This is a genomic window from Nostoc sp. UIC 10630, from assembly GCF_010747425.1.
In the GTDB taxonomy this organism is placed as follows: domain Bacteria; phylum Cyanobacteriota; class Cyanobacteriia; order Cyanobacteriales; family Nostocaceae; genus Nostoc.
The window spans coordinates 1-23,004 of sequence record NZ_JAAGOG010000139.1 but is presented as its reverse complement, the minus strand read 5'-3'; the positions used below and the strand labels follow the sequence as shown (position 1 = coordinate 23,004).

General features: G+C 43.3%; 19 protein-coding genes and 1 pseudogene. 9 read left to right on the top strand and 11 right to left on the bottom strand.

Annotated elements, in window-relative coordinates; genetic code table 11:
- On the bottom strand, window positions 1-697 hold a 697-nt coding region (locus G1O98_RS26215; protein ID WP_163934054.1), incomplete at its 3' end, for a Gfo/Idh/MocA family oxidoreductase.
- A 173-nt stretch (window positions 698-870) separates the two neighbouring features.
- Here G1O98_RS26215 and chlG point away from each other — a divergent pair.
- Together chlG and G1O98_RS26205 are read left to right on the top strand one after the other, a co-directional pair.
- Window positions 871-1,917 (top strand): chlorophyll synthase ChlG, encoded by a 1,047-nt coding sequence (gene chlG, locus G1O98_RS26210; protein ID WP_163934051.1) that lies wholly within the window; start codon window positions 871-873, stop codon window positions 1,915-1,917.
- A gap of 80 nt (window positions 1,918-1,997) precedes the next feature.
- Complete coding sequence (locus tag G1O98_RS26205) at window positions 1,998-2,285, top strand: hypothetical protein (RefSeq protein ID WP_163934048.1); 288 nt, start codon at window positions 1,998-2,000, stop codon at window positions 2,283-2,285.
- 91 nt (window positions 2,286-2,376) lie between these two features.
- On the opposite strand, the gene G1O98_RS26200 is transcribed toward G1O98_RS26205, so the two are convergent.
- The 4 genes from G1O98_RS26200 to G1O98_RS26185 all read right to left on the bottom strand — a co-directional run bounded on the left by G1O98_RS26200 (window position 2,377) and on the right by G1O98_RS26185 (window position 6,572).
- Window positions 2,377-3,333, bottom strand: coding sequence for an alcohol dehydrogenase catalytic domain-containing protein (locus tag G1O98_RS26200; RefSeq protein ID WP_163934045.1), 957 nt, complete (start codon window positions 3,331-3,333; stop codon window positions 2,377-2,379).
- A gap of 106 nt (window positions 3,334-3,439) precedes the next feature.
- Window positions 3,440-4,012 (bottom strand): hypothetical protein, encoded by a 573-nt coding sequence (locus G1O98_RS26195; protein WP_163934042.1) that lies wholly within the window; start codon window positions 4,010-4,012, stop codon window positions 3,440-3,442.
- 214 nt (window positions 4,013-4,226) lie between these two features.
- The gene (locus G1O98_RS26190) at window positions 4,227-5,033 is read right to left on the bottom strand and encodes an inositol monophosphatase family protein (protein WP_163934039.1); all 807 of its coding nucleotides are present in this window, start codon (window positions 5,031-5,033) and stop codon (window positions 4,227-4,229) included.
- A 105-nt stretch (window positions 5,034-5,138) separates the two neighbouring features.
- Window positions 5,139-6,572 carry a BCD family MFS transporter gene (locus G1O98_RS26185; RefSeq protein WP_163934036.1) on the bottom strand — a complete coding sequence of 478 codons (1,434 nt, stop codon included), beginning with the start codon at window positions 6,570-6,572 and terminating at the stop codon, window positions 5,139-5,141.
- Between the two features lie 240 nt (window positions 6,573-6,812).
- On the opposite strand from G1O98_RS26185, the pseudogene G1O98_RS26180 reads away from it, so the two are divergent.
- Window positions 6,813-7,271, top strand: a pseudogene (locus tag G1O98_RS26180) (Rpn family recombination-promoting nuclease/putative transposase); the annotation flags it as partial.
- Between the two features lie 77 nt (window positions 7,272-7,348).
- Window positions 7,349-8,320: a DUF6615 family protein gene (locus tag G1O98_RS26175; RefSeq protein WP_163934033.1), complete on the top strand. Its 972-nt coding sequence runs from the start codon at window positions 7,349-7,351 to the stop codon at window positions 8,318-8,320.
- A 187-nt stretch (window positions 8,321-8,507) separates the two neighbouring features.
- Here G1O98_RS26175 and G1O98_RS26170 read toward each other — a convergent pair whose 3' ends face one another.
- Window positions 8,508-8,981: a hypothetical protein gene (locus G1O98_RS26170; RefSeq protein ID WP_163934030.1), complete on the bottom strand. Its 474-nt coding sequence runs from the start codon at window positions 8,979-8,981 to the stop codon at window positions 8,508-8,510.
- Window positions 8,982-9,573: 592 nt separating this feature from the next.
- Between G1O98_RS26170 and G1O98_RS26160 the strand changes: the two genes are divergently transcribed.
- Window positions 9,574-9,798, top strand: coding sequence for a hypothetical protein (locus tag G1O98_RS26160; protein WP_163934026.1), 225 nt, complete (start codon window positions 9,574-9,576; stop codon window positions 9,796-9,798).
- 343 nt (window positions 9,799-10,141) lie between these two features.
- On the top strand, window positions 10,142-11,089 hold the full coding sequence (locus G1O98_RS26155; protein WP_163934023.1) for an aldo/keto reductase: 948 nt from the start codon (window positions 10,142-10,144) through the stop codon (window positions 11,087-11,089).
- A 273-nt stretch (window positions 11,090-11,362) separates the two neighbouring features.
- On the opposite strand, the gene G1O98_RS26150 is transcribed toward G1O98_RS26155, so the two are convergent.
- The gene (locus G1O98_RS26150) at window positions 11,363-12,892 is read right to left on the bottom strand and encodes a DEAD/DEAH box helicase (protein ID WP_163934020.1); all 1,530 of its coding nucleotides are present in this window, start codon (window positions 12,890-12,892) and stop codon (window positions 11,363-11,365) included.
- A gap of 266 nt (window positions 12,893-13,158) precedes the next feature.
- Window positions 13,159-14,478, bottom strand: a complete 1,320-nt coding sequence (rimO, locus tag G1O98_RS26145; protein ID WP_163934016.1) for a 30S ribosomal protein S12 methylthiotransferase RimO — start codon at window positions 14,476-14,478, stop codon at window positions 13,159-13,161.
- Window positions 14,479-15,150: 672 nt separating this feature from the next.
- Between rimO and btpA the strand changes: the two genes are divergently transcribed.
- Genes btpA through G1O98_RS26130 form a run of 3 tightly spaced genes read left to right on the top strand, consistent with a single transcriptional unit; the run spans window position 15,151 to window position 17,191 of the window.
- Window positions 15,151-15,999, top strand: coding sequence for a photosystem I biogenesis protein BtpA (gene btpA / locus G1O98_RS26140; RefSeq protein ID WP_163934000.1), 849 nt, complete (start codon window positions 15,151-15,153; stop codon window positions 15,997-15,999).
- Window positions 16,000-16,006: 7 nt separating this feature from the next.
- Window positions 16,007-16,201 (top strand): hypothetical protein, encoded by a 195-nt coding sequence (locus G1O98_RS26135; protein ID WP_163933982.1) that lies wholly within the window; start codon window positions 16,007-16,009, stop codon window positions 16,199-16,201.
- A gap of 6 nt (window positions 16,202-16,207) precedes the next feature.
- The gene (locus G1O98_RS26130; protein ID WP_163933978.1) at window positions 16,208-17,191 is read left to right on the top strand and encodes a vitamin K epoxide reductase family protein; all 984 of its coding nucleotides are present in this window, start codon (window positions 16,208-16,210) and stop codon (window positions 17,189-17,191) included.
- A gap of 233 nt (window positions 17,192-17,424) precedes the next feature.
- On the opposite strand, the gene G1O98_RS26125 is transcribed toward G1O98_RS26130, so the two are convergent.
- The 3 genes from G1O98_RS26125 to G1O98_RS26115 all read right to left on the bottom strand — a co-directional run.
- Complete coding sequence (locus G1O98_RS26125; protein WP_163933973.1) at window positions 17,425-18,393, bottom strand: PleD family two-component system response regulator; 969 nt, start codon at window positions 18,391-18,393, stop codon at window positions 17,425-17,427.
- A complete protein-coding gene (locus G1O98_RS26120; RefSeq protein WP_163933970.1) occupies window positions 18,390-22,577 on the bottom strand; it encodes a PAS domain S-box protein in 4,188 nt (1,395 codons plus the stop codon). The genes G1O98_RS26125 and G1O98_RS26120 overlap by 4 nt, the downstream gene beginning before the upstream one ends.
- Window positions 22,578-22,822: 245 nt before the next feature.
- On the bottom strand, window positions 22,823-23,004 hold a 182-nt coding region (locus G1O98_RS26115; RefSeq protein ID WP_207794511.1), incomplete at its 5' end, for a hypothetical protein.

Below are 23,004 nucleotides of genomic sequence, written 5' to 3'. Positions count from 1 at the left end.
AGGTGGCGCGGCGCGAGTTGGAGATGACGGCCTGCTTGCCGGATTTCGTCTGGAGGATGACGGAGACGCTGTCATAGTCGCCGGCCTTGCCGATTTCCGGATCGACCAGCACGGCCGCGGTTGCCGAGACCGAGACGACCTCTTCGCCGAGCAGGAAGCGGGCCATGTCGAAGTCGTGGATCGTCATGTCGCGGAAGATGCCGCCGGAGCGCTTGATGTAATCGACCGGCGGGGCGCCGGGGTCGCGCGACGTGATGGTGACCATTTCGACGTCGCCGATCTTGCCCTCGTCGATCGCCTTGCGCACGGCCATGAAATGCGGGTCGAAGCGGCGGTTGAAGCCGACCATCAGCTTGCCCTTGGTGTCCTCCACGACCTTCATGCAGGCGCGCACGCGGTCGACATCGAGGTCGATCGGCTTTTCGCAGAAGATCGCCTTGCCGGCGCGCGAGACGCGCTCGATCAGGGCGGCATGGGGGTCGGTCGGGGGGCAGATCACGACGGCGTCGATGTCCTTGGCTGCCTCGATCGCCTCGATGGTGCGCACGTCGCAGCCATATTGCTTGGCGATGGCGTCGGCGGCAGCCGGGAAGGCATCGGCGACGGCGACGAGCACGGCGTCCGGATTGCCGGTCACGGCCTTGGCATGCACCTTGCCGATGCGGCCGGCGCCGAGAAGACCAAATCTTACAGTCATGTTGTCCTCATGTGAGCGAGTAGCGAATAGGGAATAGCGAATAGGGAAGAAACTTAAAACAAATGCCCAATGCCTAGTGCCCAATGCCCAATGACGGCAGTTGCTCCACTTGGGAAGACCCCAAGACCGCACTGCCTCCCCAATGCCCAATGCCTAATTAATCAGTAAAAATTATGTCAGAATCAACTCCCATTACTCCAGACCCTAACCCATCTGAGGCATTAGACTCAGTGGTAAATAATCCCAATGAGCAAGCAATAGCATCCGCCGATCGCAATGCGAAAACTAGGCAGTTGCTAGGGATGAAAGGTGCAGCTGCTGGAGAAACTTCAATTTGGAAAATTCGTTTGCAGCTAATGAAGCCGATTACCTGGATTCCCTTAATTTGGGGCGTAGTCTGTGGTGCGGCTTCTTCGGGTAACTATACTTGGACGCTGGAAAATGTGTTGAAGGTATTAACCTGTATGCTGCTGGCTGGGCCATTGATGACAGGTTACACCCAAATCCTCAATGATTACTACGATCGCGAAATCGATGCCATCAATGAACCCTATCGCCCGATTCCCTCTGGGGCAATTCCCCTACCACAGGTAATTATTCAGATTTGGGTGTTACTGATTGCTGGCTATGGTTTGGCGTTTGCGTTGGATGTGTGGTCTGGTCATGAATTCCCGACAATTACAGCGATCGCAATTATCGGTTCTTTCATCGCCTATATTTATTCTGCACCTCCCCTGAAACTCAAGCAAAACGGCTGGCTAGGCAGCTATGCCTTGGGTGCAAGTTACATTACCCTACCTTGGTCTACAGGACACGCTTTGTTTGGCGATCTCAATTCCACAATTGTGGTTTTGACAATGTTTTACAGCTTGGCTGGATTGGGTATTGCCATTGTCAATGACTTTAAGAGTGTAGAAGGCGATCGCCAGCTAGGATTAAATTCATTACCCGTAATGTTTGGTATCACCACTGCGGCATGGATTTGTGTAGTGACAATTGATGTATTTCAAGGATTTATCGCAGCTTATCTCGTCAGCATCCATGAGAATTTGTATGCAGCAATCCTAGTATTGTTAATCATCCCGCAAATCACCTTGCAAGATATGTATTTCTTGCGCGATCCTGTGAAGAATGATGTTAAGTACCAAGCCAGCGCCCAACCGTTCCTTGTGCTAGGAATGCTAGTAACAGGTTTAGCGCTAGGTCATGCTGGTATTTAAATACTTCTATAGTCGGAAGTTAGGAATTAGGAGTTAGGAGTTAATATACTTCTAATTCCTAATTTGTATCAGGACATACTATGTTAGAAGTGATATTTTTCCTCCTTCATGGGATTCAACCTTTGTTAATCCCAATATGCTTTATCACTGCTTGGACTATAACTATTCTCGTTGTTATGAGTCTCTGGACGGCGGCGCGAGATAGCGTGGCTACAGCCAAGCAAATGCATCAAATCCCCTGTACTGGCTGCCAATTTTTTACCGACAATTACCGTCTGAAATGTACTGTACGCCCATCTATTGCCAATACAGAAGAAGCGATCAATTGTCTTGACTATCAACCGAAGACTAATCCTTATTTGTATTAGGGACTGGGGATTGGGGACTGGAGGAAATGAGGGAGACAAGGGGAAAAGGGTAATAACCCATACCCAATGACAAATGACTAATGACTAATGACTAATGACTAATTTCCAGCAAAATTTTTAAAACACCGTGACTTTGAGCGTGTTCAAAAGCTACAAGCCCTTCAATGAGTGGGTAAGTGGCATGAATCAGGGGTTGTACGTCAATTTGTCCTGTGGCTAGTAGCTGGAGGGCTGGAGTAAAGGGGCCACAACGGGAGCCGATGAGAGTGATTTCATCCACTACTAAAGAAGAAACATCTAAGCTGAGGTTGCCAGCATAAGTACTTTTAAGAACAAGCGTACCACGGGGACGGAGGGCGCGGCGGGCGATCGCAAATCCTTCTGGGTTGCCTGTACATTCTACTGAGATATCGAAATATCCATCTTTTACAGCATCAGCTAAACCAGTTTTAATCCCCCGTGCCTCTAAGTTGGCAAGTTTGTCTTGATGTCGCCCCACAGCCAAGAGTTCACAGCCAGTTAAGGCTAGTGTCTGGGCTACCAACTGCCCTAATTTGCCATCTCCAACCACTAACACGCGGTCATTTGGACGTAATGACACTTGCTGCTGAATTTCCAAAGCTGCTGCTATGGGTTCGGTAAATGTAGCTACTTCTGTCGGCACATTATCGGGTACTAAATGCAGGTTCTTTACCGGCAAACAGAGATATTCACCAAAGGCTCCATTCCGATTGACAATACCTAAAACTGTGCGATTTTCGCAGTGAGTTGGTTGTCCACTCCGACAAAACCGACAATGGCCACACACAGCGTTGATTTCTCCAACTACGCGTTGGTTAACTAAGTGTTCTGGCCCTTTTTCAACCACACCGACAAATTCATGCCCTAAAATACCAGTGTAGGGATAGTAGCCTCTGAGTAGTTCCAAATCAGTGTTACAGATACCCGCACGCAAGACGCGTATCAAAGCTTCACCTGGTGGTGGTTCAGGAATGGGAATATCTGTACGTAGTTGCAACTGGTTATTTTCGAGCCAAAGTCCTTTCATTTTTTTTCACGTCCTTTGCCTAATATGTTGTCATACCAGTTTCAAAAATCTTTGCAAAATAATTAATCGGCTGTAGGAGCGTACATCTATACGCCTCTACCCACGCTTATGTCTCTGTACTAGGTATTTCTTTAGTTTTAGTTACATCAATTTTGCTTAACCAAGTAACCAAGTCTTCTGAATCAAGTGCGATCTCGCTTCCTAAAGTTTTGATATAAAGAAGTCCATCACTAATAATTAAATCTCGGATTGGATACCATGAATCCCGCGTCCTGATCAGAAGTTCCAAGGGAATCCCTAGTCTTGAAGTATACTTGCGATATTTCCACCAAGCTCGCCATAGAAGTACAGATTTAGTACAGTGCATCTCATAGCCTTTGGGAACTTCGCTGTATTGATACTGATAGAAACCTCGACTATCTACTTCTCCTTTGAGAAGATAACTATATTCTGCTAATACCTGATTTATCAATTCCCACTGGGATGATTTTGGAGAAATCAAGAATTCAGATAGTGTATTAGATAGTTGAAAGGTGGCAATCACACCTTCAGCTTTTGCTGTCAGTTGGTTGGTTTTATAAACTGTTTGCGCTGTCAAAGCAGGATTTGACAACAAAATTTCTTTTTTCTGGATAGAGTTTTGCACAAACTCTCGAATTAAATCTAGATTAGATAACATAAAATTATTTATACTAAATTAAGCAGTGTGATATAAGCCACAACGGTACTTAAATTAGTAACTACATTGGTTTGGCACTTAAAACAGGATTATTACTAGTTTTATTTATACTCAATTCTTTGTCTGACTAGGGCTTTATTAACTTTGATGTCGGGATGTCGCCGTTCACTACTCTGATTGACAAAATAACTGTTTTAAGTGTGAGAGCAGCTGATTAGATTTTTACGCCATCCAGAAAAGGTTGAAATACCGGAACTAATTCGGGACGACTGACAACCAAAGTGGGAAAAGAGCGATCGCTATAATCTTCTCCCGGTGACAACGGAAACGGTTCTGATTTAAGCGATGACCATACTCCACCAGCAGCCTGGACAATTACCCAAGCCCCCGCTATATCCCAAACTTTTGGTGTCGCCTCAATACCACCCAATGTTGCCCCAGTAGCAACCGTCAAAAAGTTATAGCTAGCTACACCCAACATCCTAATTTTGCAGGGAAAGCCGTTTTTGATAACTGCGGTACTACGAGAACAAAGGTTAAAAAAGTGATTATTGCTGGGACTATCAATACTAGTGTGGATGGGGTGGTGGTTGAGAAAAGCTCCTGTTGGTGTTGCTAAACCAGATGAACCCGCCCAAAAACCATGAAAAGCTTGATTCAATGTTGGTGCGTAAACATAACCGAAAATGGGCGTACCTCGATACAGTAAACCCAGAGATATTGTCCAGATGGGAATGCCGCGTGTAAAGTTGGTTGTACCATCTAGGGGGTCAATTACCCAACACCACTCAGTACCGGGAAATGACTGATCGCTCTCTTCGCTCAAAATGCCATAACCAGAAAAATTAGAAGCGATCGCATCCCGAATTTCCTGATCTGCCCATTTATCTGCTTGCGTCACCAAACTTCCATCAGCTTTTTGGGAAGCCTGTACTTGCCCAAAATCTTGCATTAGCTGCTTACCCACCCTGGTAGTGGTAGTTTGGGCAAAATCTAGAATTGTTGTCCAAAAATCATTCATTGGTTATTAGTCATTTGTCATTAGTCATTTGTCATTGGTCATTTGTCATTGGTCATTGGTCATTTGTCCCATGCCCAATGCCCAATGCCCCATGCCCTATACAGTTTAGTCTAAATCGCTTTCTAAAACCGAAGCGATCGCTTGCTTGGTACTTGTTTGAAATTCTGTGATGTTCACCCGATTTAGAAACCAAATCGATAGCACCATTCCTACTGCTTCTAGGGCAAATACCAGTCCATAAGCTAACTCTAAACTCGGTAACAGCTTGCGTCCAATATCCAAAACTGTACCTCCGATGACTACCGCCACACCTCTAGAGAGGGACTGCGCTAATCCCCATGCCCCAATAAACGTACCTGCGGCTTCCGCTGCGGTAAGATCCAACATCAAGCTAATTGCTGCTGTAGTTAAGAAACCTGTGGCTAAACCGAATAAGACCAAACCTAGTTTGAGAACTGCTGCATTAGCTGTGAATCCTGATATACCGAGCAATATTGCACAGAATGCTACCAACATACAGCCTAGACGTGCAGTTCTGCGCTTACCCAAACGCGGGACAATATAAAAGCCAGTAACACCGTAGGCAATCAGCAGACCCGTTCCATAAAAAATATTTAATTTGGTACTTTCCGCTAGGGGCATTTTAAACACTTGACCCGCATAAGGTTCCAAAATCGGGTCTTGCATAAACAAACTGATGGTCATCACCAGTAAAAAGGTGAAAAAGATGCCTGTTTGTGGGCTAGCTGTCAAGATTTTCCAAGCATTGTTTAGAGTAATACTGTCTTCCCGATTTACCAATGTGGAACGGGTTGAGTATTGCGAGTACTTTTTTTCTACGCCGAATGTTGCTGCGATCGCTAAACCAAATACAATTGCTGGGACGATAGTAAACAATCGGTTGATTGCTGGCTGCAAGGTTTCTAAAGTTGCTTCTGGGGTTAACTGTTTCAGCAAGCTGGCACTGATAATCGCGCCAACAATAATCCCCACCATTAGCATCGACCAAACCACACCGACTACTTTAGAACGGTTATCTTCTTCAGATATATCCACCAACAAAGCAGCAAAAGCAGTACCGCTAGCACAAATTCCTAGACCGTAGACAGCGAAAACTAAAGCCAAAAGTGCTGTCCAGCCGATTGTTTGGGTTGTCCATACCCAAGTACCTACACTATTTCCAGCAACATTCATCTGCCACATTACTTGTACAGCTAAAAATGCTGCGATCGCAAATATTGCCGCGCCTACCCAAACATAAGCTGTGCGGTGGTATCCCCATAACGGCTTGGCATCAGAAATCTGGCCAAACCAGATACGGGAAGGAGCAACAAATAAAGGCAGTGCTAGAACGACTGATACCAGCGTCGCCGGAATTGCTATTTCTTGAATCATGACTCTGTTGAGTACGCCCAGAGTCAAGATAGACATCATGCTCAACCCCATCTGAAATAAACCCAGCCGGAACATGGTCAGCAGGTTTACCCTTGGCACAGATAGGGATTTTGTTTTGGTATCAAATACTTCACCGCTTGCCATAGCTACTTTTTCGTATAGTTTATAGGATTTAATCTCTCTCTATTTAAATAAAGATAAACCCTACCCGCTCAAAATCAGCGAACGAAAAATGGAAGTTACATGGAAGTTACGATGCGATCGCACTTATTTGGCAAGCAATTATACACCTAGATTAGCATAAGCTTCAGCCAAGTTAGGATTAATCTTTAGGGTTTGGTGGTAATCCGTGATCGCATAACAAGAGAATTTTAGGATGAAGTAGTGAAACGAGACTCCATTTACTATCAAATTTTTAAACGCTTTCCTGGGTTACTCATTGAACTGGTTGATAATCCTCCTCTGCAAGGGCAAAACTATCGATTTGAATCACTTGAAGTCAAAGAAACCGCTTTTCGTCGCATTGATGGTGTGTTTTTACCTCCAGAGGATGCAACATCCAGAGTGATCTTTTTTGCTGAAGTTCAATTCCAAAAAGATGAAGCCCTTTACCATCGGTTCTTTACTGAGTCGCTGATGTACTTGAACAGGAATCGTTCTCAGTACGATGATTAGTTTTGTGTAGTAATTTTTTCATCACGCTCTTTGGAACCAAGGGATCAAAAAACTCATCGAATATTTCTCAACAGCGACCAAGTGCAGCGAATCTATTTAGATGAGTTAGGCGCGACCAATCAGCAGCCAATAGGCATCAACTTGATGCAGTTGACTCTAGCATCGGAGTTGGGACTTGGTAGGATGGGACTCCAGTCTCTAAAGTTTGCATAGCACTTCTACACTCACTCCCCCGAAAAATTGTTATGCTGCGTCCTGGACAACTAAGTTTTCACTTGAGTTGGGGAATACTAAAACTATGTATTACTTTTTATATTTTATATATGCGTCCAACTTTATGTGACACTTTCAGAAGTCGTGCCTTGTGGACATGGGATATGCTTGATAAAGGACGTTCTATTAATTGTCAAATTGGAGAAGAAACTTTAACAGATTTAAATATTCTTGAGCTAAAAATCAGGCACTCGGCTGAAATTTGCAGCATAACATTTAATAAAATAGACGAAGGAGCAAACGGCGCTGATTGGGAATGGTGGTTTACTAATTCCAGTGCAAACAAATGGATAGGATTTCGAGTACAGGCTAAAGTTATAGATATTAAAAAGCAATGTTTTGAGCATCTTTATTACAAAAATCCAAAAAATTCATTACATCAATGCGACATTCTCATAAATGATTCTTTAGCCAAACCATATCCCCGGATTCCTTTGAACTGCCTTTATTCAAACTGGAGTAATTCAACTGAACTACCTTTAGAATATGAAAACTACTACAGCTTAAGGGAGATTTATGGCTGTTCTATACTTCCTGCATTTGCAGTTCGTTATTTACGTTGTAAGAATAAAAAGCCAAAACATCTCAAACATTTGTTTCAATATATGCGACCTTGGCATTATTTAGTATCTTATAGCAAAGATAAATCAAGTGAATTACCGCAGAGAGTTTATGATTATTGGGTGAATTTTATCCGTCCAATAGAGAATTTTATTATTGAAGAACTTGATGATAATATTCTTCTGGAACTAAATGAATGGCGGAATAAATATTTAGAAAAATATAATAAAATCTGCTTAGTAGATGAACCACCCCAAGAAGTCATTAAGCTAATGAATAACGAACTAGTAGATCGACCTGATCCAAATTTGCGATCACTTACTGTTTTTAAAGAACGAGACAAAGGATTTGAGCAACGAGAGGAGTTAATAAGTAACTTTTAGAAATTAATTCTAACCTTTAGTATTCAGAAAAATTAAGCAACAAATTTAAAACATTTTATCAATGTACTGTTCTACATCGGCACGCTTAACTCGCTAGATTTTACTTATTACTTTGGCTTTTAAATCACCTGCTGTAATCGCATCTTTGAGAAATTATTCCCTTTCCATAAGACAAGTAACACAACAATTACCGAAACATGGATGCAATAATTACTGCTGATTGATTTAAAGACTGCTGAGTATTGCAAGCAGCTTGATTTAATCTATCCATTGGGGTTGATGTAGGGTAAAATATATTTGGTGAATAACCAAGTTGCATGTATACACCTAACATAAAATCTGGATCAATTCTTGGTAATCCATTCATTTGAATACTAATATTTCTTGTAATAACTAACACTATTTGATTTTGATAAGAAACAACAGGTGGTTTGCCACAGTAAGGATTAAAAGGACTGTGCCCTCCATGAATACCTCCGTATAAACCATGCGGGTTACGAATACTACAGGTGTCATTCAAACTGCCATAAATCCCATCAAGATTGCTAATGGAGTTCATATCATATCGGTCACTTGATAGCAATCCTAAAAATTGTCCGTCAGCAGAAGACCATAACTGAGCTATGCCATTAGCAGCAGCAAGAAATTGTGGAATAGACATAATTTTTTGTGATCCAAGCTTCAAACGCTTCTCTAGCTTCACTAACTATTACTGCTAACCGCATCAGTAGCAATAATGATATTTATTCAAAATATTGTGAAGAAAGAAGTGCGACACTCTAAAACATCCTATCAAGTAGCTGTGTAATCTGTCGCTGTGTTTATAGCATAAATCATTAGTAGCATTTAGTTTTGGAGAAACTCTTACTATAAGTGCAGATCGTCCAGGGTTAACCCCTTAATAAATCACGCTATTCAATTCTCGTTTCTTAACTAGGTACAACAGCTTAAGAGCATTGCCACTGGCACGCTTCTGACCGATTTCACACTTTTGAACCGTTGATAGACTTTTATTCAAAATCGCAGCAAATACTGCCTGGCTGATAAAAGATTTTGAAGTAAATATAATAGTAACTTTTATTAAAGTTCTGGTATTGTGCTGTAACTTTATCGGGCACAATCAAGCCAGATAAAAATATCAATATTAAAATGTGGTTTTAACTACGCTATTCCATTGAATTAGTAAGATAAACTTGCCGTATGTATGTCATCAAAGTACTTAGCTTCATCCAGTAACCAAAAAGGCATAAGTAATGAGTCAAGCACCAGTCAAAGTAATATTATGGGAAGAAAATCAAAAAGATTTTCTAAAAAAGTTCTATGATCTTCAATTTACTCCCAGAGTAGGAGAGGAAGTTTACCTAAAAAAAGAGAAATGGAAAGTAACCAGAGTTGAGCATGATGTAGAAATTAGTGAAATTAATGTCTACATGCAATTAATCAAAAAAGTCAAGCAGGAGAAACCATCTAATTCATAATTACCAGTAAATACACTCAACTATAGCAATCCTATTCGATTTGTGAGAATTGCACCCCGCAGATCCTCGACTTCGTAAAAGTTGTCGGGGATCTTGTTTAGGGACTTGCAAAAAATAAATTATCCCAAATTATTTATAGTTTTTAGGGGCGCAAGGCTTTGCTTCCCTAAAACAAGATATTTTTTTAACTGAAAGTCCCTTATGCGCGTTTGATTCAGGGTTTAAATCGCGATCGCACCGTGAAGATCCTTAAAAACACTAGATCAACTTCCCCACACCCAATCTTGTCTGTAACGATACACTATAAAAGTAAAGAAATGTAAATAAATTAAATTTTGCAACCGTGGAAAATATCACATTGGGGCAAAATGGCCCATCTGTTACACCCTTGTGCATAGGCACTTGGGCTTGGGGTGATAAACTATTTTGGAATTATGGCGATCGCTACGGCCCAGAACAGTTACAAGAAGCATTTACCGCAGCCTTAGAAGCTGGTATTACGTTCTTTGATACTGCCGAAATCTACGGAATGGGAAAGAGCGAGGAATTTTTAGGGCAATTTCTGCAACAGACACAACAACCTGTACAAATCGCCACAAAATTTGGCCCCGTACCGTGGCGATTTACAGCCCAATCTGTCTCGGATGCTTTAACAGCCAGCCTCAAACGGCTACAACTTGAGCGGATCGCACTATACCAAGTGCATTGGCCTTTTGCCTTCTTTTTAAGTCAACAAACTTTGATGAATGCTCTAGCGGATGAAGTGAAGCGGGGCAGAATTGCGGCAGTCGGTGTGAGTAATTACTCAGCAGAGCAAATGCGAGACGCGCATCAAATACTGGGAGCCCGTGGAGTGCCTTTGGCTGTGAACCAAGTCCGTTATTCTTTACTCAGTCGCCAAATTGAAAGCAAAGGTATTTTGGCAACTGCGCGTGAGTTGGGTGTGACGATCTTGGCATATAGTCCTTTAGCACAGGGATTACTCACAGGTAAGTACAGTATTAATAATGCTGAAATCCCCACTGGTGCGAGAAAAATAGACCCGCAATTTAAGAAAGAAGGTCTGCAAAAAATTGCCCCAGTCATATCTTTGCTACGCAACTTCGGGGAAAAATATGATCGCACACCTGCTCAAGTTGCTCTCAACTGGTTAATTGCTCAGGGTAACGTTATTCCCATTGCTGGGGTGAAGACAGCCGAACAAGTACGGCAGAATGCTGGTGCTTTGGGCTGGAAATTGAATGACGATGAAATTGCAGAATTAGAACTAGTTAGTCGTCCTTGGCTGTAGCAATTTTAAACTACTCAAATACAGGAGGCCAAATTTCTGACACTACTAGCTCCCAACCCGATAGTAAGTCTGATAGTGTCAGTTTCTCATTGCATCTTTAAATTGATCTTCCTGCAAACTGGTAGAAAAAGTTACCAAAAAAGCCAAAAAGTCAAGAGCCAAAGCCAAAATATTGACTCCTAACTCTCAACTCTCCAATTTTAGATTTGGATTTTGGATTGAAGAAAAAACCTCAAATCTAAAATCCAAAATTGATTAACTTCTAACTCTTGACTAAGAAGCTGATTCTCTAGCTGTAGGTGAACCTATCTTTTTACTGGGGGATGCAGAAGACTCTTGCCCACTTGTCCGCAGTTTTGGCTTGGGAGAAGAATGTCTTTCTTCACCATTGTTACTATCTGATTTCCATGCAGAACGGGGGCGATCGCTAGAAGATTCACGACGCTTGCCCAATCTTGGTTTGGGAGCAGAAGATTCCTCTTGGGGAATTTCCACATCTGAACTCAACCAAGCGGGGCGAGTTTGATCGTAAGCGATTTGCAATGCGGCTGCGGCGATCGCTTGAGCATCGTATTCTTCAATTAGTTCGCTAACAATTGGTAAGAATGAAGCTAAACGCTCACCTGTCAAAGCTTCACGCACTTGTTCTTGCAGTTTCAGGATGTGCCGTGCTTCAATCTGGGCGCGTGTAGGAATGGTCAGCAATTGCCAGCTTTGACGGTTATGACGTTCAAATGTTTGCTGTTTGCGCCGCTCAAATGGTTGTACTAAAGAAATTGCTGTTCCTTCTTTACCAGCACGACCAGTACGACCAATACGATGGACGTAGGTTTCTACGCTATCGGGTAAGTCGAAGTTGATTACGTGGGAGAGTTGATCGACATCTAACCCTCGTGCTGCAATATCAGTTGCTACTACCCAACGGACTTGACGGTTACGGAATCTGATCAATAACCGTTCCCGTGCTTGTTGAGACAAGTCACCGTGGTATTCATCAACACTGTGACCAGCGCCTTGTAACTGACTGGTGAGTTCGGCGGCTGTGCGTCTGGTGCGAACAAAGATTAAAGCTGTTTCTGGATCTTCCATTTCCAGAATCGGCTGTAAAGCTTTGGCTTTTGTCCAGTGGCGAGGGATCAAGTAAGCTACTTGATTGATTTTGTTAGGAGCGGCTTTTGGTTGCTCAACAGTAACAGTTGCAGGCGATCGCAAAAACTTGTTCACCAACATCCGAATTGATGGTGGCATTGTTGCCGAGAATAAAGCTGTTTGGCGATCTACGGGCGCTTGTGAGAGGATTTTTATCACATCGTCGATAAAGCCCATGCTCAACATTTCATCGGCTTCATCTAACACAAACCACTTCACTTGATCGAGCTTTAAACAGCCGCGATCGAGTAAATCAATTACTCGTCCTGGAGTGCCCACAACCATGTGAACGCCACGTCTGAGTTGTAGCATTTGGCGGTCAATTGATTGACCGCCATAGATTGCTAACACCCGCAATCCTTCATCACCGATGAATTGTGCGATCGCATCGTGAACCTGCATTGCTAATTCACGAGTTGGTGTTAAAACTATGGCTTGTACGGCTTTTTGATTAATATCTAGCCGCTCTAAAATAGGCAGTGAAAATGCTGCGGTTTTGCCTGTTCCAGTTTGAGATTGACCTACTACATCACGACCACCCAGCAATTGGGGAATTGCTTGGACTTGAATGTTAGTTGGTTCGGTAAAACCAATTTTTTCTAGTTGTGCAACACGTTCTTGGGAAATGCCTAATTCTTGGAATGAAAGAGTCATTAATTCGTCCTAAATTTTATGTAAGGATTCTTGGATTAGCCATTTAGTCATTTAGTCATTAGTCATTAGTCATTAGTCATTAGTTATTAGTAAGCCAAGGGTGATAGCGTAGCCTCAACTCTTGGAGAGGTTATGCCAGCAAGTCCGTGAGCGTTTCAGGTAAACCCTCATGAAAACTGCCATTAATGCAGCATTGACCTTAAAATAAGGGCTAATCTGTAAGGGTCATTTAACAAATGGACTTTGGACAAAAGACGAATGACAACTTAGTTATTGACTACTTGACCATAGAGGTCGTATGTATCAGCGTGGTGAATCGCTATTGGCACGATGGTTCCTAACTTTGCCTGACCTTTGACATACACCAGGCCATCAACCTCTGGGGAAAATCTACCTGAACGACCTATTAATTCACCACTTTCAGGATTTTCTTGCTCAATCAGGACATCGACGATTTTGCCTACTTCCTGTTGATTTTTCTTTTGAGAAATCGGTTGCTGGAGTTCCATCAGTTGGTATCGGCGATCGTCCATCACTTCTTGGGCCAACTGATTTGGTAGCTTGTAAGCTGGGGTTCCTTCCTCAGAGGAAAAGGTGAAGACACCAACATGATCGAATTCATGCCGTTGAACGAACTCTAGTAGATGCTCAAAATGCTCTCGTGTTTCTCCTGGGAAACCAACAATAAATGTTGTCCGCAGTACGGCTGTTGGTAGCGCCGTTTTGATGCGATCTATAATCCCATCATTTACCCGCCCTTGCCAAGGACGGTTCATGGCGCGGAGAATATCTGGATGAGAATGCTGTAAGGGCAAATCCAGATAAGGCAAGACGTTTGGTGTTTCTTGAATCGCCGCGATCACATCTGGGGTCAGTCCCGTGGGATAAGCGTAATGCATTCTGATCCACGGTATATCTACTTTCCCCAAAGCGCGAAGTAATTCGGCTAATTTTGGCTTACCATAAATATCCAAACCGTAATTAGTAGTGATTTGGGAAATTAGAATAATTTCCTTTACCCCTTGACTAACTAACTGCTCGGCTTCGGCGACTATAGATTCAATAGTACGCGATCGCTGGTTCCCTCGAAGATGAGGAATTATACAAAATGCACAACGATAATCACATCCTTCCGCAACCCGGAGGTAAGCTACGCCCTCGGTTGTAGTGCGATAGCGCGGTGTAGTTTCGTCGGCAATGTAGGTTGGTTCGATACTAACCTGTTTAACCCGTTCGCCAAGTTCAACACGCTCAATTACATTAACAATTTTGTGATAATCGCCTGTGCCGACAACGGCTACTGCTTCGGGCAACTCCTCCAAAAGTTGTTCTTGAAAGTGTTGCGCCATGCAGCCAGTGATTACGATCTTTTTATTTGCCTCTGCCAGTTCTACCAAAGTTCTGACAGATTCTTGCCGGGCTGCTTCAATAAAACTACAAGTATTAACAATAACGTAATCTGCTAACTCTTCATTTGTATCTACACCGTAGCCTGCTTCTACGAGCATTCCCAACATGTGTTCTGTATCAATTCGATTTTTCTCGCAGCCCAGGTGAGAAATGGCAATTGTTGGCTTGTCACCCATATTTTGAAAATATCTTCATTTTTTTCTTCTTGTTGTCAAACATTCCGGCGCTAACTTCGCTTTTTTGCTATCAGCATCCTCATGGAAACACTACAGTGGCAAATTCCCACTGTTTTTAACTGTCCGTGGACTCATAACCCCATTAATAAATAAAAATAGAGGTCATGTTATGATATTCCTATCAATCTGTTCCCCAGGGTAAATCGAAGTGTCTTTGGGTACTTTTGACACTTGTAATCTTTTTTAACAATTCGCCTATTGGTATTTTACATTACCACAGCGTGTGCGTTGTTAATCTACCCATCGGGAAGCCGCCCAAAGGGCTTGTTGTGAGAAGTCGCTACCCTCAGGGAAATCGACGAAAGCGACTACGCCTATAAAGCAGTAATGCTACCCTGGCGATTGGCAAGTCCTACGACTGTTCGCGGACAAGATGCCTAAACCACGGAAAGCTGCCTTGCGTCTAGTGAGTGGCAAACTCCTCTTGTAGCCAGGTTTTATCTTAACATATCTTATGGGAGGTTTCACGCCAATTTCCATCTGAGGAAGGAGGCAATAAACCGACTATCATAAAACACATTTGACTAGTTAATGAAAAGTCAAGAGTCAAGGGTCATATAATCAATAGTCAAAAAATTCTAGACTCTGGACTCCGCAAGGCGGATTAAAGACGTGGACTTATATCAATTATTTAAAACTCGCTCACCGATTATTGGCGTGGTTCACCTGCTACCACTGCCTACCTCACCCCGTTGGGGAGGTAGCCTAAAAGCGGTGATTGACCGAGCTGAACAAGAAGCCGTGGCCCTTGCAAGCGGAGGGGTTGACGGTCTGATTGTGGAGAATTTTTTCGACGCGCCCTTTACCAAAAACCAAGTCGATCCCGTGGTTGTGAGTGCCATGACCATTGTGGTTCAACGGATACAAAACTTGGTGACTTTGCCTATAGGCTTAAATGTTTTGCGAAACGACAGCAAAAGTGCAATGGCGATCGCTAGCTGTGTGCAGGCGCAATTCATCCGCGTCAACGTTCTCACGGGAGTAATGGCAACCGATCAGGGATTAATTGAAGGAGAAGCCCATCACCTACTCCGCTATCGACGGGAGTTAGGCTGCGATGTTAAAATTCTGGCCGATGTTTTGGTGAAACACGCCCGTCCTTTGAGTTCTCCAAATCTCACAGTCGCCGTGAAAGACACCATTGAAAGGGGTTTAGCAGACGGGGTGATTTTGTCAGGCTGGGCTACTGGTAGTCCACCTAACTTAGAAGATTTGGAACTAGCTTGTGATGCAGCATCTGGCACGCCAGTGTTTATTGGTAGTGGAGCGAGTTGGGAAAATATTGATACATTGATGCAGGCCGCAGATGGTGTAATAGTTTCCAGTTCTCTGAAACGTCACGGACGTATTGAGCAACCAATTGACCCAATTCGCGTCAGTCAATTTGTCGAAGCCGCGCGTCGCAGTTGGAACTCCAAAGGTGAAAGCAAATCAGCAGAACAAGTGAAATTACATTCTTAAATGGGGAATGGGGCATAGGGAAAAAGCAAGGGAGCAGGGAGCAGGGAGAGTATGGGAAGCAGAGGAACAAGAACTATTAATTATTAATCAATACCCAATGCCCAATGACGGCAGTTGCTCCACTTGGGGAAACCCCAAGACCGCACTGCCTCCCCAATGCCCAATACCCAATGCCCAATACCCAATACCCATTAACCAATAGCAGTTTATGATTCGCCGTCGTTCTACTCCTTGGATTCATAAATGGTCACGGCCATTGATTGCCGCGATCGCTGGATGTGGTGCCCTGATCACAGGTTATCTCACCATAGAAAAGTTAACAGGAGGCAGTGCAGCTTGTGTGGCAGAGGCTGGCGCTAAGGGTTGTAATGATGTGCTTTCCAGTCCTTGGGCAACAATTTTTGGTCAGCCGTTAGCTTTATTTGGGCTTTTGGCATATATCAGTATGGTGATATTGGCTTTAGCTCCCTTGGTATTCAACTCAGGGGAAAACAATAGCCGCAAACAATTGGAAAATTTGACGTGGTGGTTGCTGCTGGTGGGTGCGATCGCTATGTCTGTCTTTAGCGGCTACTTAATGTATGTGCTGACATCTCAAATCAAAGCTATTTGTCCTTACTGTATCGGTTCAGCTTTGTTTTCTGTGAGTCTTTTAGTACTAACAATTATGGGTCGTACTTGGGAGGATATTGGACAAATCTTCTTCACCGCCCTAATTGTGGGTATGGTAACGCTGATTGGCACTTTAGGCGTTTATGCTGGCGTGAATAAATCAGATGTTATATCTGGAACTCCAGGACAACCCGTTAAAATTACCTTTAATTCCAAAGGAGACCCCAACCCAGCCTTCGGTTGGGAAGTTACCACCACTTCTGGCGAGGCAGAAATAGCCTTAGCAAGCCATCTAGCAAAGGTAGGCGCAAAGGAATACAGCGCTTACTGGTGTCCTCACTGCCATGAACAAAAGCAGCTTTTTGGTAAAGAAGCCGAGGAAATAATTAACAAAGATGTTAAGGTAGAGTGCGCTCCCGATGGGCTCAAAGCCCAAACAGAACTGTGTAAAGCCGCAAAAATTGAAGGCTTCCCCACTTGGATCATCAATGGTCAAAGTTATAGCGGAGTCCAAAACTTAAATGAACTAGCAAAAGTTTCTGGTTACACAGGGCCTCGCAACTTTAAGTATTTCAAGTAATTGCCTTCAAGAAGGCTAGATCAAGCGAGTAGTTCGCCAAGTGAATTTGGCGGGGTAAAGGGTAAAGGGGAAGGGGGAAAGGTTTCAAATCCCTTACCCCTTACCCCTGCCCCTTATCCCCACTTCGTGGGGGCCCCACCTTCCCCTTTCCCCAGCCATCACGCAGCATTTTTGGGTTGGCAGACTACTACAAGGCTTTTGCAGCAAGTCTTAATGTGTGACAGTTTGGCACACTAGCGGAAATTTTTATTTTTGGGTAGTAGAATATTTTGCACAAAGCGATCGCGCCCTGCTGCCTTTGCTTGATACAATGCCCGATCTGCTGCGGCAATCATTTCTTCCAAGTCAGAATCTGACTGAGGAATTTCTGTCGTAAACCCGACACTAATGGTTACATGAGGACTAACTTGGGAATTTTCATGAGGTATTGCTAATGTTCGGACAGTATGGCAAATTTTCTTGGCAACATGAGTTGTCCCTTCGGTGTCTGTGTTAGGTAAAATCACAGCAAATTCTTCCCCACCATAACGGGCAACTAAATCTCCGGGACGTTTAATAATATTTTTGATGGCCTTAGCAATTTCTTGAAGACAGCGATCGCCTACTCGATGCCCATAAGTATCGTTATATAATTTGAAGAAATCAACGTCGCAAAGAATCAAGGAAAGAGGCCGTTGATCCCGTTTTAGACGCTGCCACTCTTGGTTAAAATACTCTTCAAAGCGTCGGCGGTTAGCTATTTGAGTTAATCCATCAATAGTAGCTAATCGCTGCAATTCCAAATTAACGGTTTCCAGTTTTTGTTGTAACTGAGATTGCTGAATCAAGCGTTTTACCCGTTGTCGCAAAACTGGCCAGTGAATCGGTTTGGTAACATAGTCCATTGCTCCCACTGCAAATGCCCGGTCAACTGACTCTTGATCCTCAAGTCCTGTAATCATTAAAACTGGAGTATGCTTGCTGTAATCAAGAAGTTCTAAGTTAGTGCAACACTCGAACCCATCCATATCCGGCATGATGGCATCAAGAAGTATTATGTCAGGGCGCAGTTCCTTAAAAGCAGTTAAAGCCTCTCTGCCATTTTGAGCTTCCGCTATTTTATAGCCTTCCCGCTCCAAGAAATGCCGAAGTATCATCCGGATAAAAGGCTCATCATCAACAATTAGAACTAAAGATTGGCTTTCTTGAGCAGTAGCTGTCATGGTGTTTCCTTCGCAAGTTCTTTTTCTAACGCAGTTTTAACTTGTTCATATTCCTGGTATAACTGCGGGAGTAATTCTACGGTGTTTTCTAATTCACTGCTCCGTCCCTGTGCTTCTAAAACCTTGCAAAGCTGTGCTAAAGCGATCGCTCCAATTGAGGCACTGCTAGACTTAAGTTGATGGGCTGCCTTCCATATAGTCTGGGCATCCCGATTTGCGATCGCAGTGCTAATATCTTGTACCAGTCTCGGTGTCTCTGTAAGATAACACTTAATTAGTTCAGCAAATACAACACGATCGCCTCTGACTATATCCCGTAAGGATTGGAGAATTTTGGCATCAATTTTGGCACTTTTTGATGTCTGGTTTTGCCCTTCTTGGAGAATATTTTGCCAAGGTTGCAATTCTAAGTACATCGCTCGATCTTGTTTGACTATGGAAGTGACTTCAAGACTTCTTTGGCGTGGGCATTTGCTGAGTGCCTGAGCTAATTTTTGAAGCTGAATCGGTTTGCTAATGTAGTCATTAATACCAGCAGCAAGACAAATTTCGCGATCGCCTCGCATCGCATTGGCAGTTATCGCAATGATATGCGGACGAAAACCAACTTCCCATTCTTGACAGATTCTCCGAGCTGTTTCTAACCCATCCATTTCGGGCATGTGGACATCCATCAACACTAGGTCATAAGGCTGTTTTTGCAAAGCCTTGAGTACTTCTACCCCATTAGTTACGACATCAGCTGAATAACCTATTTTCTGTAGCATCAGTAAGGCAACTTTCTGATTGACAACCGTATCTTCTGCCAAAAGAATCCGTAATGGCAGTGGATGGGCCAAATGCCGATCAACCAAGGGAAAATCAGAAATACTCGCTTGGCTTGGCTGATTTCCTAAAACACGGGTCATAACATCGTAGAGTTGAGACTGTTTGATGGGTTTGCTCAAAAAGGCAGCATCGAGATCACCAAAGTCAGAGAATGTTTCTCCTCTACCTAAAGAAGTAAGAATCACTAAAGGTAGATGTTGACAACCAGATTGCCTGCGGATTTGACGAGCTAGGGTTATGCCATCCATTGCTGGCATTTCCATATCTAAAATGGCAATATCAAACTGTGTTCCCTGAGCAAGTTGAGCTAACGCTTCTTTCGCAGATTTGGCGGCATAAGTTTCCATTTTCCAAGACTCTGCTTGCAAGCTGATAATTTGACAGTTAGTCAGATTATCGTCCACAATCAACAGGCGCTTTCCCTGGAGCTGCATCGGCGAATTACTAAATTCAGCTTCTGGTACAGCAGACACTTGGGCAGTAATGGTGAAGTAGAATGTTGAACCTTGGGAAGAGTAAGGAGATGATAATAATTCTCTACTTTTCCATCTAGGGCTAGGATTGCCACCAACAATCCCTTGGCTTTCCACCCAAAGAGTGCCCCCCATCATCTTACTAAGCCGCTTGCTAATCACTAGTCCTAGCCCTGTGCCGCCATATCTTCGAGTCATGGAGACATCAGCCTGAGTGAAGGGATGAAATAACCGCTCTATTTTCTCTGGTGTGATGCCAATACCTGTATCTTTGATGGCAAATTGAATTTGGATTGGGGACTCGGAAGAGGCAGAGGAGCGGGCTTGCCGTGAGCTTGTCCTGAGCGTAGTCGTTGGCGCAGCCTCTCGTAGAGAAGGGCGTAGCCGAACGGGGGAAGGGTGCAGAGGAGAGGAATTTTCCCCCTGCTTCCCTGAATCCCCAGCCCCCAGTTCAACAGAGAGTAGCACTTCTCCATGTTCGGTAAACTTAATGGCGTTGTTGAGGAGATTCATTAAGACTTGCCGCAGACGTGTCATATCGCCAACGATCTGAGTCGGAACTTGCGGTTGGATTAGGTAAACTAGTTCGATATCTTTTTGGGCAGCTTTCGGGGCTAATAGAGAAATAGCCTGTTCTACACAAGCTCTCAAATCAAAAGGCTGTTCTTCTAATTCCAGCTTTCCCGACTCAATTTTTGAGAAATCTAGAATGTCGTTGATGATGGTGAGCAAAGCATCTCCGCTACTGCGAACTGTTTCTACAAAGTCTTGCTGTTGAGGGGTGAGGTCAGTATCCAGCAGGAGATCGGTCATGCCAATAACAGCATTCATTGGAGTCCGAATTTCGTGGCTCATCATTGCCAAAAACTCACTTTTTGCCCGATTTGCGGCTTCAGCCTGACGTTTTGCCTGCTCCAAAGCAAAGTTTTTCAAGGTAAGTTCTTCCCGTCGGCGGGTTTCTTGTTCCAGTAAGTGAGCCTGTGCTAGAGCAATACCCAGTTGAGCCGCTACTGCTTCTAGTAATTCGATTTCGTCTGGTGTCCACTGGCGAAAATAGCTGCACTGATGTAATCCGATCGCACCATTCGGTTCTCCTTGATAGGAGGTGCGGATTGACAGCATAGACTTCAGTTTAATTTTTCGGCAGATAGGTTCAGCCGCCTTAAGTAAAGGATCGGCATATACATTAGGAGAGGCGATCGCAGTTTCTTGTGCCATCATCTTCTCTGCATGGGGATTATTAGTCATAGGAACTTCCAATCCCAACACTGAGCAGGGACTGGAAAGTGTATTATACTGTGCTACTAAAGGAATTTTCTGAATGGGGTCGCTAACATAAGAATGGATCAGACAGCGATCAACTTTAAACGCTTGTCCAATTTGGGTAGCAGCTGTCTCAAAGATTTTGCTGGTATCAAGACTTTGACGAATTTCTTGAGTAATTTGTTCAAGTAGTAGGGTGCGATGCAATTGGCGTTGCAATGCTTCTTTAGCTCGTTTGTTTTCGGTAATATCTTGATTTATGCCAACAGTGGCAACAGTTTCTCCCTGTTCATCCTGTAAAGGGACTACAGTTGTTTCGCAAATTCTCTCACTGCCATCTTTACCAAGAAAGTGTATTTCCCCTGACCAGCGTCCTTGCTGGTTGACTGTTTCGAGAATTTTGGTGCTTAATGTTGCGGCTACTTCCGGTTGATGCAAAATACTGATATGTTTAGCCAAAATCTCAGCTTTAGTATAACCAAACATGCTTTGGGCAGCAGGATTCCAGTCAATAATATTTCCAGTTAAATTTGTGATAATTACGCCATCATTCATGTTTTCAAAAGTGAGAGCTTGCTGATGCAGGCTGGCTTCAGCTTGCTTGCGGTGGCTAATATCTGTCTGAATTCCAATAAAGTGGCTTAACTTCCCATTTTCGTCATCAATAGGAGAAATACCCAATTCATTCCAGAATAAGATACCATCTTTGCTATAGTTACGGAGGATAACTTTACAACTTGTTCTAGCTTGAATACATGAGCGCAGTTCATTGAGTGCTGATTGCTCTATATCTGCGCGTTGCAAAAATCTACAGTTTTGCCCAATCACATCAGTAGTGCTGTAGCCTGTTATTTGTTCAAAGGCGCAGTTGACGTAAATTACCGGATTACAGGGAAGTCTAGCATCGGCAATGATAATTCCATTATTGGTAGCAGCAAGTGCCCTCTCCTTCAGCCTCAAGGTTTCTTCAATCTGCTTTAAATCACTAATGTCAAACATAAACCCTTTGAGCGTAGTAGGAGTTTCTGCTTCTTCAACTACCCTAACAACGTCTCGCAGCCAAACAACTCGCCCATCGGCTGCTAGCATCCGGTATTCTAATTCGTGATTCTCGCACCTAGCAGTTGCTTCTTGACGAAAACGAACGGATTTTTCCCGATCGTCTGGATGCAGATGATTGTACCAAAAATTTTTCTCGTACCATTCTGCGATCGCATAATTTAGCAAGTCTACTGCTTGCGGCCCAACGTAGGTAAATCGACCAGTTTTCAAGTCTAATTCCCAAGGGATGACTTTGACAGTTTCCAGTAACTGGTGCAGACGCTTCTCGCTGCAACGAAGGGCAAGTTCTATTTGTTTCTGTTCAAAAATCTTGTGAGTTAAATCCTGATTTATTGCTTTTATCGCCAGGACAAAACAGATTGGTAATGTCAGCGTGACAACCAATAACCCTGTAATCAATACTACTTGTGTTAATAACCTTGGAGTCTGAATTGAAAGTTGCTGGCAGAGTAAAACTACAGAGATTGAGAAGAAGATCCCCAGCAATAAAGCTAGTAATTTTTCTTTGTGGAAAAATATCACAGCTTTTAACCAGTGATATCGGCACTGTTTGACCACTTATTAACCCTCAGCACTTTCTTTCAGGGCTTATTACACTAACCTTTACTTTTAAGTAATTTAAAATATCAATAGCAAGGGGGCAATTACGGATTTTTTTAAGGAATTAGGAGTTACGCATTGACAGGAAAGACCAAGTATAAATGATTTGAAAACCAGATCCGTCATAGGGGCAATTCATGAATTGTCCCTACGACGTAGGTCTATTTACCATCAATGATTAATAGAAATCTGAAACGACCTATTTACGTTGTTTCACAACATGGCTCTTTTGTACAGTACGTAATTCCTAGTAATATATTTGTATATAAACCTCGTCTACCTTGAGAACCGTAGTTTTGTAGGTTGGTTGCAGCGATCGCGTAACCCAACATCAAATTTGGTGGTAATGTTGGGTTGCGTTTCACTCCACCCAACCTACATAAAT

Coding starts and splice junctions, on each gene's coding strand:
- G1O98_RS26200 (WP_163934045.1), bottom strand. CDS start 3,333: ATGAAAGGACTTTGGCTCGAAAATAACCAGTTGCAACTACGTACAGAT.
- G1O98_RS26160 (WP_163934026.1), top strand. CDS start 9,574: ATGAGTCAAGCACCAGTCAAAGTAATATTATGGGAAGAAAATCAAAAA.
- G1O98_RS26175 (WP_163934033.1), top strand. CDS start 7,349: ATGCTGCGTCCTGGACAACTAAGTTTTCACTTGAGTTGGGGAATACTA.
- G1O98_RS26135 (WP_163933982.1), top strand. CDS start 16,007: ATGGGGCATAGGGAAAAAGCAAGGGAGCAGGGAGCAGGGAGAGTATGG.
- G1O98_RS26150 (WP_163934020.1), bottom strand. CDS start 12,892: ATGACTCTTTCATTCCAAGAATTAGGCATTTCCCAAGAACGTGTTGCA.
- G1O98_RS26190 (WP_163934039.1), bottom strand. CDS start 5,033: ATGAATGATTTTTGGACAACAATTCTAGATTTTGCCCAAACTACCACT.
- chlG (WP_163934051.1), top strand. CDS start 871: ATGTCAGAATCAACTCCCATTACTCCAGACCCTAACCCATCTGAGGCA.
- G1O98_RS26205 (WP_163934048.1), top strand. CDS start 1,998: ATGTTAGAAGTGATATTTTTCCTCCTTCATGGGATTCAACCTTTGTTA.
- G1O98_RS26195 (WP_163934042.1), bottom strand. CDS start 4,012: ATGTTATCTAATCTAGATTTAATTCGAGAGTTTGTGCAAAACTCTATC.
- G1O98_RS26130 (WP_163933978.1), top strand. CDS start 16,208: ATGATTCGCCGTCGTTCTACTCCTTGGATTCATAAATGGTCACGGCCA.
- G1O98_RS26170 (WP_163934030.1), bottom strand. CDS start 8,981: ATGTCTATTCCACAATTTCTTGCTGCTGCTAATGGCATAGCTCAGTTA.
- G1O98_RS26185 (WP_163934036.1), bottom strand. CDS start 6,572: ATGGCAAGCGGTGAAGTATTTGATACCAAAACAAAATCCCTATCTGTG.
- G1O98_RS26125 (WP_163933973.1), bottom strand. CDS start 18,393: ATGACAGCTACTGCTCAAGAAAGCCAATCTTTAGTTCTAATTGTTGAT.
- rimO (WP_163934016.1), bottom strand. CDS start 14,478: ATGGGTGACAAGCCAACAATTGCCATTTCTCACCTGGGCTGCGAGAAA.